At 60.0% G+C, this 16683-nt stretch carries 9 protein-coding genes; 8 read left to right on the top strand and 1 reads right to left on the bottom strand.

Annotated elements, in window-relative coordinates; all coding sequences use genetic code 11:
* Positions 1-259: 259 nt before the first annotated feature.
* The 8 genes from glnE to RYC17_RS21410 all read left to right on the top strand — a co-directional run bounded on the left by glnE (position 260) and on the right by RYC17_RS21410 (position 10330).
* A complete protein-coding gene (glnE, locus tag RYC17_RS21445; RefSeq protein WP_316904413.1) occupies positions 260-3217 on the top strand; it encodes a bifunctional [glutamate--ammonia ligase]-adenylyl-L-tyrosine phosphorylase/[glutamate--ammonia-ligase] adenylyltransferase in 2958 nt (985 codons plus the stop codon).
* Between the two features lie 129 nt (positions 3218-3346).
* Positions 3347-4381, top strand: coding sequence for a lipopolysaccharide heptosyltransferase II (waaF, locus tag RYC17_RS21440; protein WP_122280663.1), 1035 nt, complete (start codon positions 3347-3349; stop codon positions 4379-4381).
* Between the two features lie 2 nt (positions 4382-4383).
* Positions 4384-5448 carry a lipopolysaccharide heptosyltransferase I gene (gene waaC / locus RYC17_RS21435; protein WP_122280664.1) on the top strand — a complete coding sequence of 355 codons (1065 nt, stop codon included), beginning with the start codon at positions 4384-4386 and terminating at the stop codon, positions 5446-5448.
* The gene (locus RYC17_RS21430; protein ID WP_230017391.1) at positions 5448-6569 is read left to right on the top strand and encodes a glycosyltransferase family 4 protein; all 1122 of its coding nucleotides are present in this window, start codon (positions 5448-5450) and stop codon (positions 6567-6569) included. The genes waaC and RYC17_RS21430 overlap by 1 nt, the downstream gene beginning before the upstream one ends.
* Positions 6569-7375 carry a lipopolysaccharide core heptose(I) kinase RfaP gene (gene rfaP, locus RYC17_RS21425; RefSeq protein ID WP_058399876.1) on the top strand — a complete coding sequence of 269 codons (807 nt, stop codon included), beginning with the start codon at positions 6569-6571 and terminating at the stop codon, positions 7373-7375. Before RYC17_RS21430 ends, rfaP begins: the two co-directional genes overlap by 1 nt.
* Positions 7375-8109: a lipopolysaccharide kinase InaA family protein gene (locus tag RYC17_RS21420; protein ID WP_058399877.1), complete on the top strand. Its 735-nt coding sequence runs from the start codon at positions 7375-7377 to the stop codon at positions 8107-8109. The genes rfaP and RYC17_RS21420 overlap by 1 nt, the downstream gene beginning before the upstream one ends.
* Positions 8106-8885 (top strand): lipopolysaccharide kinase InaA family protein, encoded by a 780-nt coding sequence (locus RYC17_RS21415; RefSeq protein WP_058399878.1) that lies wholly within the window; start codon positions 8106-8108, stop codon positions 8883-8885. Before RYC17_RS21420 ends, RYC17_RS21415 begins: the two co-directional genes overlap by 4 nt.
* Complete coding sequence (locus tag RYC17_RS21410) at positions 8885-10330, top strand: lipopolysaccharide kinase InaA family protein (protein ID WP_316904409.1); 1446 nt, start codon at positions 8885-8887, stop codon at positions 10328-10330. The genes RYC17_RS21415 and RYC17_RS21410 overlap by 1 nt, the downstream gene beginning before the upstream one ends.
* A 10-nt stretch (positions 10331-10340) precedes the next feature.
* Here the strand turns inward: RYC17_RS21410 and RYC17_RS21405 are convergent, their stop codons facing one another.
* Complete coding sequence (locus RYC17_RS21405) at positions 10341-16433, bottom strand: membrane-targeted effector domain-containing toxin (RefSeq protein ID WP_316904407.1); 6093 nt, start codon at positions 16431-16433, stop codon at positions 10341-10343.
* Positions 16434-16683 lie beyond the last annotated feature (250 nt).

The following is a 16683-nucleotide window of genomic DNA, read 5'->3' as shown; positions in this document are numbered from 1 at the left end:
AAATCGACGACGATTTCAGCCCTCCGAGTATCGGACCCAGTAGTAAAACTACAGAGAAGCGACTCAATCGCTCCTGTTGTCTTGTAACTTAAAACGTTACTGTTGATTGCTATTGAATATCTTGCAGGGAAAAAGCGGATTTTTATGCTTCTAATTTGATTTTTCCAGCAATTTATAACCTTTGTTCGACAAGCGGTGCTGGCAGACGCGTCTTGCCGTCATGAAAGACGGGCGTTTGCACGCCGATCAAGGATAGACCATGAGCCTACCTTTACTGGCTGAATTTCCGGCCATTCTGCTGCCATTGATTACCCGTGCCCGCCAGACGTTCCAGGCCGCGCTCACTGCTTTGTCAGAGGACGCGCTGACGTCTTTCGAGGCCTGGCCCGAGGCGCGCCGCAAGGCGTTCGACCGGGTTTGCGCAGCCAGTGATTTTGTCACCGAGCAAGTTTGCCGTGACCCGCAGATGCTCCTGCAACTGGCCGACTCGGGCGAGCTGGAGCGTAGCTTCTCTGCCGGCCAATTGCGCGGTCAGATTGCCGATGCCCTGTCGAGCGCCGCCAGTGATGACGAGTTGGGGCGTAATCTACGTCGGCAGCGCGCACGCCAGCAAGTGCGAATCATCTGGCGCGATCTGACCCGCCAGGCAGATTTGATCGAAACCTGCCGCGACCTGTCGGAAATGGCCGATGCCTCGATCGACCTGGCCTACCAATGGCTGTATCCACGGCACTGCGAGCAGTTCGGCACACCTACCGGTCGTCACTCGGGGCAGCCGCAGCACATGGTCATTCTGGGCATGGGCAAGCTAGGCGCGGTAGAACTGAACCTTTCGTCGGACATTGACCTGATCTTTGCCTACCCGGAGGGCGGCGAGACGCAGGGCACCAAGCGTGCGCTGGACAATCAGGAGTTTTTCATTCGCCTGGGGCAACGGCTGATCAAGGCGCTGGACCCGGTGACTGTCGATGGTTTCGTGTTCCGGGTCGACATGCGCCTGCGGCCCTACGGTTCTTCCGGGGCGCTGGTGCTCAGCTTCAACGCGCTGGAACAGTATTACCAGGATCAGGGTCGGGACTGGGAACGTTACGCGATGATCAAGGCGCGAGTGGTCGGCGGCGATCAGACCGCAGGTGCCGAGCTGCTGGATATGTTGCGCCCGTTTGTGTATCGCCGTTACCTGGACTTCTCGGCCATTGAAGCGCTGCGCACCATGAAGCAGCTGATTCAGCAGGAAGTGAAGCGCAAGGGCATGGCGGAAAACATCAAGCTCGGTGCCGGGGGTATTCGCGAAGTCGAGTTCATCGCCCAGGCGTTCCAGTTGATCCACGGTGGCCGCGACCTGAGCCTGCAACAGCGTCCGCTGTTCAAAGTGCTGAAAACCCTAGAAGGTCAGGGCTATCTGCCTTCGACGGTGACTGAAGAGCTGCGCGAGGGTTACGAATTTTTGCGTTACACCGAGCACGCCATTCAGGCGATTGCCGACCGTCAGACGCAAATGTTGCCGGACAACGATCAGGATCAGGCACGCATTGCCCTGATCATGGGCTTTGCCGACTGGGTCAGTTTTCACGAGCGCCTTATGTACTGGCGCAGTCGGGTGTCCTGGCATTTCCGTCAGGTCATCGCCGACCCCGATTCTGATCCTGACGATGAGCAGCAGGACGACAGTGAGGTCGCGGTGGGTGGCGAGTGGCTGCCCCTGTGGGAAGAGTCCCAGGACGAGGAAGCCGCGGGTCGCCAGCTGTTGCAGGCCGGTTTCGTGGATGCGGAAAAGGCACTGAAAAATCTGGCCAGCCTGCGCAGCAGTCCCAACCTGCGTTCGATGCAGCGTCTGAGTCGTGAGCGGCTGGATGCGTTCATCCCTCGGTTGCTGGCTCAGGCGGTAGAGCATGAGAAGCCCGACCTGGTGCTGGAACGTGTTCTTCCGCTGGTAGAAGCGGTCGCCCGGCGCTCGGCGTATCTGGTGTTGCTGACCGAAAACCCTGATGCGTTGCGACAACTGCTGACCCTGTGCGCTGCCAGCCCATGGATTGCCGAACAGATCGCACGCTTCCCGCTGCTGCTCGATGAGCTGCTCAATGAAGGTCGTCTGTTCAATCCACCGTTGGCACCAGAGCTGGCGGCCGAGCTGCGTGAGCGGCTGATTCGTATCCCGGAGGACGACCTCGAGCAGCAGATGGAAGCCCTGCGGCATTTCAAGCTGGCCCACAGCCTGCGGGTTGCGGCGTCCGAGATATCTGGCAGTCTGCCATTGATGAAAGTCAGTGATTACCTGACCTGGCTGGCCGAGGCCATTCTGGACCAGGTGCTGGCGCTGGCGTGGCGCTACAGCGTGGCTCGCCACGGCACGCCCTCGCGCCCGGACGGCACGTTGTGCGACCCAGGTTTCGTGATTGTCGGTTATGGCAAGGTTGGCGGTATCGAATTGGGCCACGGCTCCGATCTGGACCTGGTGTTCATTCATGATGGCGATCTGCAAGCCGAGACCGACGGCGCCAAACCGATCGACAGTGCGCAGTTCTTCACCCGGCTGGGGCAGCGGGTCATCCATTTGCTGACCACGCAAACCAACTCCGGTCAGCTGTATGACGTCGACATGCGCCTGCGGCCGTCGGGTGCGTCCGGGTTGCTGGTCAGTTCGCTGGGGGCCTTCGCCCGTTATCAGGCTAATGAAGCCTGGACCTGGGAGCATCAGGCGCTGGTGCGTGCGCGGGTGATGACCGGCAGTCGCGATGTTGGCGAACAGTTCGAAAAAGTCCGTGCCGATGTGCTGGGGCGCGAGCGTGATCTGGGCAAGCTGCGCGCAGAGGTCAGCGAGATGCGCGGCAAGATGCGCGACAACCTCGGCACCCGCGTGACAGCAGCCGGAAGGGCGGCCAATGCCTTCGAGGCGTCGGTGCCGTTCGACCTCAAGCAGGACGCCGGAGGTATCGTCGATATCGAATTTATGGTGCAATACGCCGCCTTGGCGTGGTCCAGAGAGCATCCCGCGCTGCTGCAATACACCGACAACATCCGGATTCTCGAAGGGCTTGAGGACGCCGGACTGTTGCCTGACACGGACGCCAGCCTGTTACGCGAAGCCTACAAGGCGTATCGCTCGGCTGCGCACCGTCAGGCTTTGCAGAAGCAGGCGGGTGTGGTCAGCGGCGATCAGTTTCATGCCCAGCGGCGTGAGGTGATGCGGATCTGGACGCAGATGGGGTTGAGCTGAGCCGCGCGGCAACGCCATATTCCGCTGCAACACTATATAAAGCTATGACAGGGAGGCGACAGGTTGTGTGGGAATGTCACGCAGTCTGATCGGCCTCCCTGATCGTTTCTGGTCGTTTCTGGATAGAACATGAAAATTCTGATCGTTGGGCCTAGCTGGGTCGGTGACATGGTGATGGCACAAACGCTGTTCCAGTGTCTGAAACAGCGTCATCCCGAGTGCGAAATCGACGTGCTGGCCCCTGAATGGAGCCGTCCGATACTGGAGCGCATGCCGGAGGTTCGCGCTGCGCTCAGTTTTCCGCTGGGGCACGGCGCCCTCGAGCTGGCGACCCGTCGCCGGATCGGCAAGTCCCTGGCTGGCCAATACGATCAGGCTATCCTGCTGCCCAATTCGCTGAAATCCGCGCTGGTGCCGTTTTTCGCTGGTATACCGAAACGTACCGGCTGGCGTGGCGAATTCCGCTACGGCCTGCTCAATGACGTGCGCACCCTCGACAAACAGCGCTATCCGCTGATGATCGAGCGTTTCATGGCCCTGGCATTCGACAAGAGCACCGAGTTGCCGCGTCCTTATCCCAAGCCCAGCCTGCGCATCGACACCGCGACTCGCGATGCGGCGTTGAGCAAGTTCGGCCTGACCCTCGACCGTCCAGTGCTGGCGCTATGCCCTGGTGCCGAGTTCGGCGAGTCCAAGCGCTGGCCTGCCGAGCATTACGCACAAGTCGCTGACGCCAGCATTCGCGAAGGCTGGCAGGTCTGGCTGTTCGGCTCGAAAAAGGATCACCCGGTCGGCGAGAGTATTCGCCAGGAGTTGATTCCCGGCCTGCGCGAGGAGTCCGTCAACCTCAGTGGTGAAACCTCGCTGGCTGAGGCCATCGACCTGCTCTCGTGTGCCGACGCGGTGGTGTCCAACGATTCCGGCCTGATGCACGTGGCCGCAGCGCTGAATCGCCCGCTGGTGGCCGTCTACGGTTCGACCTCGCCGGGCTTCACGCCACCGCTGGCCGACGCGGTGGAAGTGGTGCGCCTGGGTATCGAGTGCAGCCCGTGCTTTGAGCGCACCTGCCGTTTCGGCCATTACAACTGCATGCGTCTGCTTGAACCGGACGCCGTTATTCAGGCGCTGAGCCGCCTGAGCAGTACGCCGGTGGAGGTTGCCTGATTTTGCGGGTACTGCTGATCAAGACTTCTTCGCTGGGCGATGTTATCCATGCCTTGCCCGCACTGACCGATGCGCAGCGAGCGCTGCCCGGCATCCGCTTCGACTGGGTAGTGGAAGAGGGTTTCGCCGAAATTCCCGCCTGGCACCCGGCGGTCGACAAGGTGATCCCGGTGGCGATCCGCCGCTGGCGCAAGCACCTCTGGCAGACGTTCAGGTCGGGGGAGTGGCGGCGCTTCAAGCAGCAGGTGCGCGAACAGCACTATGATCTGGTGATTGACGCTCAGGGCCTGTTCAAAAGTGCCTGGCTGACGCGTTATATCGATGCGCCGGTGGCAGGACTGGACCGCGACTCGGCACGTGAATCGGTCGCCAGTCGCTTTTATGACCACGCTTTTGCAGTGCCACGCGGGCAGCATGCGGTCGAGCGGCTTCGTCAGTTGTTCGCTCAGGCATTGGGTTATCCACAGCCGTCCGGCATGGGCGACTACGGCCTCAAGCCCTTGGCGACTCTTGATGACACGTTGCAGGCCCCGTTCGTGCTGTTCCTGCATGGCACGACCTGGGACACCAAGCACTGGCCCGAGCTGTACTGGCGACAACTGGCCGAACTGATGGCCGCTCGTGGCCTGCAGGTGCAGTTGCCATGGGGCAACCCGGCAGAAAAGGCACGCGCCGAGCGCATTGCCGACGGTCTGGACAGCGCACACGTGCTGCCCAAGCTGAATCTGGCAGGTGTAGCGCGGGTATTGGCCAGCGCACAGGCGTGCGTCGCGGTAGACACCGGCATCGGGCACCTGGCCGCTGCACTGGATGTGCCGACCATTTCCCTGTTTGGCCCGACCAATCCGGGCCTGACCGGGGCCTACGGCAAGTCGCAGGTGCATCTGGCCAGCGACTATCCGGGCTGCACGCCGTGCCTGCAAAAGAAATGCACGTACCAACCGAGCGCCGATGATCAGCGCCGGTTCGACCTTAAACGCGAGTGGCCGATGTGCTTCACTCGCTTGAATCCCGAGCGAGTAGCGAGCCAACTGGGCGCGCTGTTGCTGGCAAAGGAACCTGGCTGATGCAACTGGCTTTTGTACTCTACAAATACTTTCCGTTTGGCGGCCTGCAACGCGACTTCATGCGCATTGCGCTGGAGTGCCAGCAGCGCGGCCACCAGATCCGCGTCTACACCCTGATCTGGGAAGGCGATGTGCCGCCCGGTTTTGAAGTGCTGGTAGCGCCGGTCAAGGCGTTCTTCAACCATCGACGCAACGAAAAGCTCACTGCGTGGATGGAGGCAGACCTGGCCAAACGCCCGGTGGACCGTCTGATCGGTTTCAACAAGATGCCCGGTCTGGATGTGTATTACGCCGCCGACGGTTGTTTTGAGGACAAGGCGCAGAACCTGCGCAGCCCGTTGTATCGCAAGTGGGGGCGCTATCGTCACTTCGCCGATTACGAGCGCGCGGTGTTCGCCAGTGACTCGAAAACCCAGGTGTTGATGATCTCCGAAGTGCAGCAGCCGCTGTTCATAAAACATTACGACACCCCGGCGTCGCGCTTTCACTTGCTGCCACCGGGTATTTCCCAGGATCGCCGCGCACCGCCGGACGCGCCTGACATCCGTGCGGGCTTCCGCAAGGAGTTCGGGCTTACCGACAATGACCTGTTATTGGTGCAGATCGGCTCCGGTTTCAAGACAAAGGGCGTCGATCGCAGCCTGAAGGCGCTGGCAGCCTTGCCTGCCGAGCTCAAGAAACGCACCCGCCTGTTTGTAATCGGCCAGGACGACCCCAAAGTATTCCAGTTGCAGAGCGCTGCGCTGGGCCTGGGCGAGCAGGTGACGTTCATGAAAGGGCGCAGCGATATTCCGCGCTTTCTGCTGGGCGCCGACCTGCTGATTCATCCGGCTTACAACGAGAACACTGGCACCGTATTGCTTGAAGCACTGGTCGCCGGTTTGCCGGTTCTGGTCAGCGCAGTCTGCGGCTACGCCCATTACATAGCCGAAGCTGACTGCGGGCGGGTGCTGGACGAGCCGTTCGATCAGGCGCAACTCAATCGCTACCTGTCGGACATGCTTGAGGATGATGGCGCACGCAGCGCATGGGGGCGCAATGGTCTTGCCTTTGCTGACACAGCGGACCTTTACAGCATGCCGCAACACGCTGCGGATGTGATTCTGGCGGAGCACTATTGATGAAGCTGTTCCTGGCTGAACCGTTCAAGAGCCTGTGGGCCGGACGCGATGCGTTCGTCGAGGTCGAGGGCCTGAGCGGCGAGGTCTACCGCGAGCTTGAAGGACGCCGCACGCTGCGCACCGAGGTCAACGGGCGTGGCTACTTCGTCAAGATCCACCGTGGTATCGGTTGGGGTGAAATCGCCAAGAACCTGGCAACTGCCAAGTTGCCAGTGCTGGGCGCGGGCAAGGAGTGGGACGCCATCGAGCGTCTGCATGAAGTCGGCGTGCCGACCATGACGGCCGTGGCCTATGGTGAACGTGGCAGCAACCCTGCTGCGCAGCATTCGTTTATTGTCACTGAAGAGCTGGCCCCGACTACCAGCCTGGAAGACGTAAGCCTCAACTGGCGCACCCAGCCGCCCGAGCCTCGTCTGAAAAGAGCGTTTATCGCCGAAGTTGCCCGCTTGGTCGGCATGATGCACCGCGCCGGCGTGAACCATCGCGACTGTTACATCTGTCATTTTCTGCTGCACACCGATACGCCGGTCACCGCTGACAATTTCAGATTGTCGGTCATCGACCTGCACCGTGCTCAGACCCGCCGTGCGATCACGCCGCGCTGGCGCAACAAGGACCTGGCCGCGCTGTATTTTTCAGCGCTGGACATCGGCCTGACCCGCCGCGACAAGCTGCGTTTCCTCAAGGGGTATTTCCAGAAACCGCTGCGCGAAATACTGCGCAAGGAAGCAGCGCTGCTGAGCTGGCTGGAGAAAAAGGCCGACAAGCTGTATCAGCGCAAAGTGCGCTACGGGGATGCACTCTGATGGCGGGCTGGAAGCTCGAGCCCGAGTACGCTTTTCTGGAACAGGATTTCGGCAGTCTGGATGCCGTGTTTGCCTTGCAGGGCCAGCAGTTGACCCGCGACCCGCTGTCCGACGTCATTCGCGTCGAGCGCGCCGGGGTTTACTACTACGTCAAACGCTACGTAGGAGCGGGCAAAGGCCTGCGCCGTTACATCGGCAAGCCCAGGGTCAAGTCCGAGTGGCAGAACCTCAAGCGCTTTGCCAAATGGGGCATTCCCACGGCAGAGGTGGTGGCCTGGGGGCTGGAGCGCAACGGCGCAGCGTATGATCGCGGCGCACTGATCACTCGCGGCTTGCCCAATACCGAAGACTTGTCTGCGCTGGCACAACGCAAGGATACGCGACTGACCGACCGCCACTGGGTCGACGCTGTCAGCCGCCAGCTGGCTGCGTGTACCCGGACCATGCACGACAACCATTTCACACATAATGATTTGAAATGGCGCAACCTGTTGGTCGATGACGAAGGCAAGCTGTTTTTCATCGATTGCCCCAATGGCGCATTCTGGTGGAGCTTCATGCTGCGCTATCGGATCACCAAGGATCTGGCGTGCCTGGACAAGGTCGCCAAGTATCACTTGTCAGCTACCCAGCGTCTGCGCTTCTACCTGCAGTACCGTCAGCGAACGCGGTTGAACGCCTCCGACAAGAAACGTATTCGACATATCGTCAGCTTTTTCGAGGGCCGTGAATGAGCGTTTTTATTGCCAGTGCTGACCAGCCGTTACTGGCGCGTCACAACCTGGCTGATTTTGAATCGCTTTGGAACATCAGGCTTGATGCGGTCGACGAGCCCAATACCGGGCGCGGCGGCTGGAGCAGTGTGTTCCGTCTCGACCTGGAAGGTCAGGGGTTTTACCTCAAGCGCCAGAGCAATTACCTGACCCACACGTTGCATCATCCGTTTGGCGAGCCGTCCTTCTCTCGTGAGTTTCGTAACATCAGTCGCTACCGCAAACTGGGCATTCCAGCGCTGCAAGCGGTGTTTTATGGCGAGCGCAAGGTCGACGGGGAATACCGGGCGATCCTCATGACGCGTGCGCTGGACGGCTGGACCGATCTTGACGAACTGTTGCAGCAGTGGAACCAGATGGAGAGCGTCCAGCGTCTGGCGGTACTTCACGCCTGCGGCCAGTTGGCGCGCACGCTGCACGGTGCCGGACAGGTTCATGGCTGCTTTTATCCCAAGCATATTTTTCTGCAGGCGGTGGGAAAGGGCTACCAGGCGCAATTGATCGACCTGGAGAAAACCCGTCCGGTGATCTTCGGCAAGCGTGACCTTGCCCGCGACCTCGAACCGCTGCTGCGCCGCGCGCCGATGTGGAATGAGGCCGATCGGCGCGAGCTGTTGGCGGCTTATCTGCAAGCCACGCCGAACAGCCTGCTGGTCGACGCCTGGAATGCGCGTCTGGGCAAGCGCGGCGCTCACAAACGAGACCTTCAACACCGCGATGATAAAGAGACCCGTTGATGCGTTTGTCTGAACTCAATACCGCTGGACGTACCCCCGAGTTGCCGATGAGCCTGACGCTGGCTGATGCTGCCGGTTCGGCTGAACTGCAATTGCTGACCCTGCTGCGTGTATTGCCGGGGCAGCGCTACGTCGGTGCAGGTGTCTGGCGAGGCCGAACGGTTCTGGCAAAACTGCTGGTGGGCGACAAAGCGGCCCGACACTTTCAGCGCGAACTTGCCGGGGTGCGCCTGCTTGCCGAACAGGGGCTGACCACGCCGCTGTTGCTGGCCGACGGTTTGCAGGATGGTGAGGGTGGCTGGCTGCTGTTCGAGTTTCTGGAGCAGGCGTCAAGCCTGGGCGATGCCTGGAATACTGTCCAGGACCTGCCACCGCTGGCGGATGAGCAGCAAGCCGTGCTCGGCGAGGCGCTGAGCGCCATCGCCCGGCAACACGCCAAAGGCTTGTGGCAGGAAGATTTGCACCTCGACAACCTGCTGCGCCACAACGGGCAGTTGTACTTGATTGATGGTGCCGGTATTCGCGCCGAGCAGGCCGGCACACCGTTGTCCCGGCAAAAGGTGCTGGAAAACCTCGGTGTGTTCTTTGCCCAGTTGCCCAGGTCTTTCGAGCCCTTCACTGAAGAGTTGCTGGTGCATTACCTGCTGAGCAACGCCGAGCATGGTTTGCCGATGGAGGCGCTGCAAAAGCAGATCGACAAGGTTCGCAGCTGGCGGCTCAAGGACTTCATGAGCAAGACCGTGCGCGATTGCAGTCTGTTCAGCGTCGAGGACAGCGCTTCGGTGTTCCGTGCTGTTCGTCGCGAGGAGGAGGCCGCGATGCTGCCGGTACTTGATCAGGCTGATGCCCTGCTCGACAAGGGCCATCTGTACAAGACCGGTGGCGCTGCGAGCGTAGGCCGTGTCGAAATCAGTGGTCGTACGCTGGTCATCAAGCGTTACAACATCAAGAATTTCAGTCACTGGCTCAAGCGCTTCTGGCGTCCCAGCCGGGCCTGGCATTCATGGCGCGAAGGTAACCGCCTGATGTTTCTCGGCATCGCCACACCAAAGCCGCTGGCAGTTCAGGAAAAGCGTTTCCTCGGCTTGCGCAGCAAAGCCTGGCTGGTGACCGAGTTTATCGAAGGGCCGGACATCATCGAGCGCTTCGCTCCCCATGTCGAAACCGGTGATGCACCAGAGGCCGAACTGCTGGCGCTGGACACGCTGTTCGCACAGCTTATCCAGGCGCGCATCAGTCATGGTGATTTCAAGGGGCATAACCTGTTCTGGCACACCGATCGCTGGGCGATGATCGACCTGGATGCCATGCAGCAGCACAGTTCTCACTCTTCCTTTGCAGCAGCCTACGCGCGTGACCGGGCGCGGTTCATGCGCAACTGGCCGGTGCAGAGTGCGCTGCACCAGATACTGGAGCAGCGCTTGCCGAAGATCACGCCAGACTGAGCCTGGCCTCTCAGGCAATGTGGGTGAGGTTCATCGCCTCGAGGGCCGTCACCAGCGCGTCCATGTCGTCGAAGGGTTTGAGGTGGATACGCGGCCAACGCACACGCTCCAGATACAGTTTGCCCTCGGCATTGCGCTGCACCGGCGTGCGATGAATCCATGTGTCACGAGCGCGATGGACGATGGTCTGCAAATCGCCTTCGCCCTGTTGCACCAGAAACATTCCCGGCTTGAAGAGGCGTTGGTCAATGCTCAAGAGCCTGGCTGACTCTGGGCGCGACACTTCCATGGCCACTCGGTAATCGCCCTTGATGTAGACCTGTTCATTGGTTATGCCTCCCGTAACAAGCTCTCCCGGATCCGGTACTACGTCGGTCGATTTGCCTGGTGCCACATCAATAACCCGCAGACCGATTCCTCCTTGCAGTTCTGCAATACCGGGTACCACGCCCTGGTAGGTATTGGAATGGCTGTTGCCAACCAGCGCGATCCATTTGTGGGAACCCATCACGTCCTGATGCCTGCGGATTGTGCGCGACGCAAAGTAATTCATCATCTGCTGGCGGGTGATGGACTCTTCCCTGGCAATGCCTTTGAGGTGATAGCTGCTTGCGCAGTCGATAGCGCGGACCTCCAGGCCATACTGCCGCGCCTTGATGATCAGTTGTTCGAAGTTGTAGACCTTGTCCGGATCGGTGTGATGCCCACGGTCCAGGATTTTCAGGTCATGCAGTAACGTTTTGCTCATCTGGCCGGTTTCGAAGAAACGATCCAGGTCCGCCTGATGCAGGTCGGTCAGCAGGTGCTCCATGTACAACGTCTTGACGTTTTGCCGCGCCAGCAATGGCAGGTTGTCGATGATCAGTTTTTTGCTCGAAACAGAAAAATGCGACTCGCCGATAACGATGCCTTCCGTGTGACGGTACAGGGTTTCAAGCAGCCCCGCCGTGCTCGTCTGTGGCTCGATGGCTGGCAATGTCGGGCGAGGTGGCAGTTGGGCTGATCTGATCGTGGCGGCGTCCTTTTGCAGATTTTTGCGGCGCTGGGCGAACGTGTTGCGAACAGTGTCGAGTTTTGTGTCTTCAAAGAAATACTCCATGTCGAGCCCTTTCCTTTCGAAGTTCGCCAATGTATGAAGCGTCGTTCTGGTATCAAGCGGCATCTCATAGGTCGCGTCGGCCAAGGATTGCTGGATCGCTGTCATCGGGCTGTCGGCAGTCCACTCTTCGGGTGGTACGCGTAGCCAGGTAGTGTTTTCGCCGTGGACAAACCCGTACTGGCCCGCCCAATGCTCGCCCTCGGCAACGGAGCCCCTCAGCTCGCGGATCAGCATGTCATCCACAGGGGTGGCGGGGGGCAGCGGAATGCCCGGCAGCGCAGGGTCGGCAAACGCGATGGTGAAGTCACAGCGAGTCGGCGTGCTTTGATGCGACCCGTTGGTACCTTCACTTATGCGGGTCGGGCGTCCTGCCGGTATGTCCTGAACATGCACACTGACGACTCCTTGCATCTCGGCAATGCCGGGCACCTGATCATGCGTCGTGGCAAGTTTCTGGTCGAGCAGTGCGACCCAGCGCTTGGAAGAGCCGGGTGCGATGTCCTGGCTGATGAGCCTGTGCCCGAAGAAGTTGCTCATTTTGCTGGCCGCTGCCGGATCATCAGCGGCGGCCAGCACCGAATGGCCGAAAAACGGGTAGCTTATCGACGAGCTGAACGGGCGCACTTCGATGCCGTGACGGTGGGCTTCCTTGATAAGGTGGTAGTAGTCGTATTCGCTGCTCGAGTTGTTCAAGGCGCCGCGATTGACGTCGTGCAGGTAGTACTTGAGCTCATGAGAGCCAGAGCGACTCTTTTTGCCCAGATGGCGATATCTGTTCAGTTTAAGCAGGTGTTTGTCGGTGAGCAGGTGTTCGATGTACAGGACCTCGACACGCTGTTCTGCCAGCAAAGGCATGTTGAGCAGGAGCAGGCGCTTGCTGGCTACCGACTTTGGGGCCTCGCTGAAAACCAACCCGTTGCTGTGCGTGAAGATGTGCTCGATCAGCGTCTCGACTCTACCGGGCAGGCCATAAGCGGGCAGTGTCGGCCTGGGCGGCGGAGAAAATCGGGCAAAAAATGCCTGAGCGTCCTGGTAGAGCTTTTCCCGAAACGCTGTAAAGGTCTGGCGTATTTCCGTGAAATAGGTCTCGAAATAAATTTCCAGACCTGCGCCGGTCGGGTCAAAGACTTCCTTGCTGATGACGATGTCCAGATGCGCTCTCATGGTGCTTGGCATCTCATAGTCGATCAACGTGTTGAGCGAGCCTGCGGCGGCATCTTCAGGCAGTGGCCTATAGTTCCCCGGACCGTCCAGCCCGCCGCCGCGCAAGCGCCGGTCGACGACCAGCCACTGGCCCTGTTCATTCAGGCGAACCGGCTGTTTGCCGAAGAATGCGAATGGATTGGCCGGATCGATGATCTGCCAGCAGCGCAGATGCGCATCGTATTGAACCTGAAAGGTGTTGCCTGACAACCTGATGTAATTTTTCCCGCTGAGTGCGTACACGCCTTTCGCGTGGCCGTCGGTGATACGTGGCACGTTATCCAGCGAAACGTCGACTGCCAGGTCGGTGCGCAGCCCGGAAGGCGCGCGCGCCAAGGCGTTGGGCGGTGGCAGGAGCGGCTGCCAGGCACCAGCGGCTTCTCGCAGGGCGAACTGACCGGTTGCCATCGGGGGCGCCGAGGCGACGTGGGGTGCATGGAAAACTGCGGCGTGACCATGGGCGTTGGGCTTGCCGATCAGAAAAACCTGCTCTTGAAGTTCAACCGGGTACAGGTCCTCGTAACGCGGCAGCGAGGACTGGCGCTGGAGCGAGCGCAGGACCGGTGGTGATTGATGACCGTGCTCAAGCTGATGCAATACGCCGCCGAAGCCCTTAATGCCAACCAACAAGTCGCTGCCTGCGCCGATGCCGTTGAAGAGTGCCGAGAGCATGTATGTTGCAGCGCGTTGCTGGTCGCCTTCAGTCAAGGCGGCAACTGCCTGCCCGCTGTCATGCAATGAAAGCAGGCTGCCAACCGCAAAGCTTGCCGGTGGGAACGGCAGGGTCAAGGCGGTAGCAATTATCTCGACGCTGACCCAGATCAGCCGGACGAGCATGTCGTTGCGGCCGGTGGTGGTCTCTTCCACATCACGCAACCTGCGCTCCAGCGGCCTGTTGAAACAGGTGTCGGCGAAGTCTGAAATGAATGCCTTGGGAATGACCGGAGGTTTGTTGGCCTTACCCTGCTGCATGTCGCGGAGCAAGAACGACAAGGTTCGGCGCGCCTTGATCCGGCAGCGATCCTTGTAGTAATCGATCATGCCTTCGCTAACGAGCGAGCGCACAAAGTCGCTGAACAGACGAAACTCGATACCGTCAGGCGCCTGCGGCGTGTAGAGCAGCGCAGCATGGCGAGTCTGTGTCGGCAGGATCACCAGGCAGCCCTGCACGGTTTCGACGTGGGTGAGCAGCGTGCTGGGAATGACCAGTTGATCGACGCCGGTCAGCCCCGAGGCGATAAACGGTTTGTCCACATGCACTTGCAGGGGGTAGAGGGGATATCGCTCGCGGGAGGCGGTGTTGTTAAGGTGGGCGTTATCCAGAGATTGTTTCAACCACGCATAGTGCGCTGCTTCGATATGACCTTTCAGCACGCTGCGCAATGCCGCTGCCTGCATCTGCAGTTGCGTGATTATCACGCTGAACTGGCGACGGTAGGCGTAGCCTTCGCTTTCGCTGTTCAGCAGGGTGTTTCTGATCAAGGCAATGTACTCGTCCGCCAGCCACTGACCGCGCACCGAACCTGCAACGGCAGCAGCTGACAGCGCGCTCACGTCGATGCCTTCCGGGCCGCTGAACGTCGCGTTGGTTGCTGCCGAAGCACGCAAGGGGTCAATGCTGTCGTCATAGCCATTGAGCAGCATGTCGGTGTAGGTCAGTGTTTCGCGCTCGGTGGTAATTACGATCAGGTCGGGGTCTACCGTGCCGGCTGGTACGTTCAGCAGCTCGCCGATTTGCTGGCTGGCACGTTGGTGTACGTAATCCTTGAATGGCTTGACTCCCGTGTGTGGCTGCGCCTGATAGTTGTCGAGCGCTCCGCCAATGGCCTGTTCAAGGGCCAGCAGTTCCCGGCGCTGGGCGCGACTGGCGCGCAGGTACCAGTCCGGCGTATGCCTGGCCTGTTCGGAAAGCAATATGCGGGTCTGTTCGTCGGTAAAGCGACGCAAGGCCGACTCGCAGTCCGCATGATCAATAAACTGAATGAAGTCTTTCGAAGGCTGGGGTTTGAGTGCCAGTGCAGTCAGTTGCTCTGCCAGTGCCGCACGGGCATCCACTTCCACCTGATCGAGCAGGTAGTTGACCATTGATGGCGAAGCAGTCCAGCCGACCACCTCGTGCAGCAGTTGGGTTTCAGTGTCGAAGGCTTCGAAGTACTGCTGCCCGGGTGCATCGGTGGCGACCATGATCAGCCGCTGCGTACGCCCCTCGGCACCCTGCTTGCGAAACACCAGCAATCTGGCCATCACGTTGCGGTTGTTGAGTTTGATCTGTTGTACACGCAATGCTGGATCGGATGCGCGCGCTGCCGGGCCGGTCAGTGCCGCGACCATGGCGAAATCACCGGGCTGGATATGCCCCTGCATCTTCGCCGCCCAACCCTGCGCGGTCAGTCGGGTTCGCGCCAGTGCGCAGAGCATTTGCCGGTTGTGCTCTTGCTGGTAAGTCTTGCGTTGAAACTCGCCAAACTCCGCTCGCAGATCGAGCTCATCGATCACTCCGGCAAGGTAAGCCGGATTCAATGCCGAGCAGGTTGCATCAAGCGGTTTGCCATCAAGAGTGATAACGGTGTGATCGAGGAAGTCTGAACCTGCGAGCTCGTCGTCCGGATGCAGGCCATACAGTGCCAGTTCGGCCAGTGAGCATGTCACGCGGTAGGTCTCGCTCGTGGATGGCAGCGTGCGCCGCGTGTCGATGGTCAATGCGCGTGGGTCCAGGTCATGGCCCAGGTCATCGGCCAGCCGGGTGCGCAAACGTGCTTCGGCAAAATGTTCTGGAGAGGCCGCGCTGCCCAGTACGCTGAGCATCGCTTCATGCGCCTCATCGTAGTGTCGCAAGTGCCAGGCATAGGTCTGCAGGTCGGCTTCGCTGGCAATCTTCATCCAGTCCGGCAGGCTTCGATGATACTGACGTTGCCTGGTGGTCAGTTCGCGCAGTTCGAGCATGTAGGCAGGGCCAAGCAGGCCGCGCATGTCGATGGCTGCCTGAATCAGCGCCTGACGTGTTGCCCGGTCTTCAGTATCAGGTCGTTCGCACGCATGGCGAATGTCATTGCGCTGCTTGTTCAGCAGGCGATCCAGGGCATGCATGAAGGGGGCGGTGGTGACCGGCTGTAGTTGCAGGTCTTCAGCCTTGGATGGCTCAAGGTAAAGGTCGGCGTCCTGGATGATCTTGAAAAGCTGATCTTGATGACGCCTTTCCATCGTGTTCAGAAGAGCATCCTGCAACGTCGCTGTGTTGAGCCAGCGCGCCAGGGTTGCGAGCATCAGGGCCTGCGTGGCAAAGCCCATGATACCGAGCCCGGGTAACATCAGCAGCGTGCGTCCCTGTTCCTCGGATATCGCCAGCGCGCCTGCCATTTCAACGTGTTCGTCATCGTGCAGTTGCACATGCAGCGAGGCGTAAGTGAGCGCCGGGCTTTGATCGGGCGAGTCCGGCAGGCAGACAAGATAGCCACTCTCCAGATCACGCTCGTGAATCCTGACGCTGGCTTCATCACGCAAGGCTCGCTGCAAGGCAGGTACAAGCCGGTCGCGGCGGCTTTCAGCGTTTTTGCCAGGGTCTGTCCAGTAGTCATCGGTCTGTTGCAGCAGGCTGAATATTTCCAGTTCCCGTTCAGAAACATCGGAACCGCCAAGCGCAGTCAACAGCGCTTCGCCCGGGCCAGGCTGGGCCTTCAGCTCGATGGCCAGAAGTGTGCGCAGTTCATCGAGCCTTTTCAGTGCGGCGGAGGCGGCAGGCCAGGTATCGGCAGGTTTCAGTGGTGTAGGCGTTATAGCCAAAGAGGACAGTGTTTGTGTCATGACAGGCGTTCCATTGCGCGCTTCAGGCGCTGAGGTTTGAGCGACGGCCGTCGGGCCGGCGACGATGGGCCTCAATTAATCAGAAGCAACGGGCGTCAGGTCGTAGATAGTTATTGATGCTGAGAAAGAGATGTTTCCTACGCCGTCTGGCGGGCATCCCCGATGACATTTCAGCGCGTCGAGCCAATCCTTGGTCATTACGTTATAATCCCGCCCTTTAGCTGCCCTCAGCCCGCTGTGCGGGGGCACA

This window comes from Pseudomonas syringae group sp. J248-6, from assembly GCF_032586995.1.
Classification (GTDB): domain Bacteria; phylum Pseudomonadota; class Gammaproteobacteria; order Pseudomonadales; family Pseudomonadaceae; genus Aquipseudomonas; species Aquipseudomonas amygdali.
The sequence above is the reverse complement of the archived record's forward strand: the minus strand, read 5'-3'. Positions and strand labels throughout refer to the sequence as shown.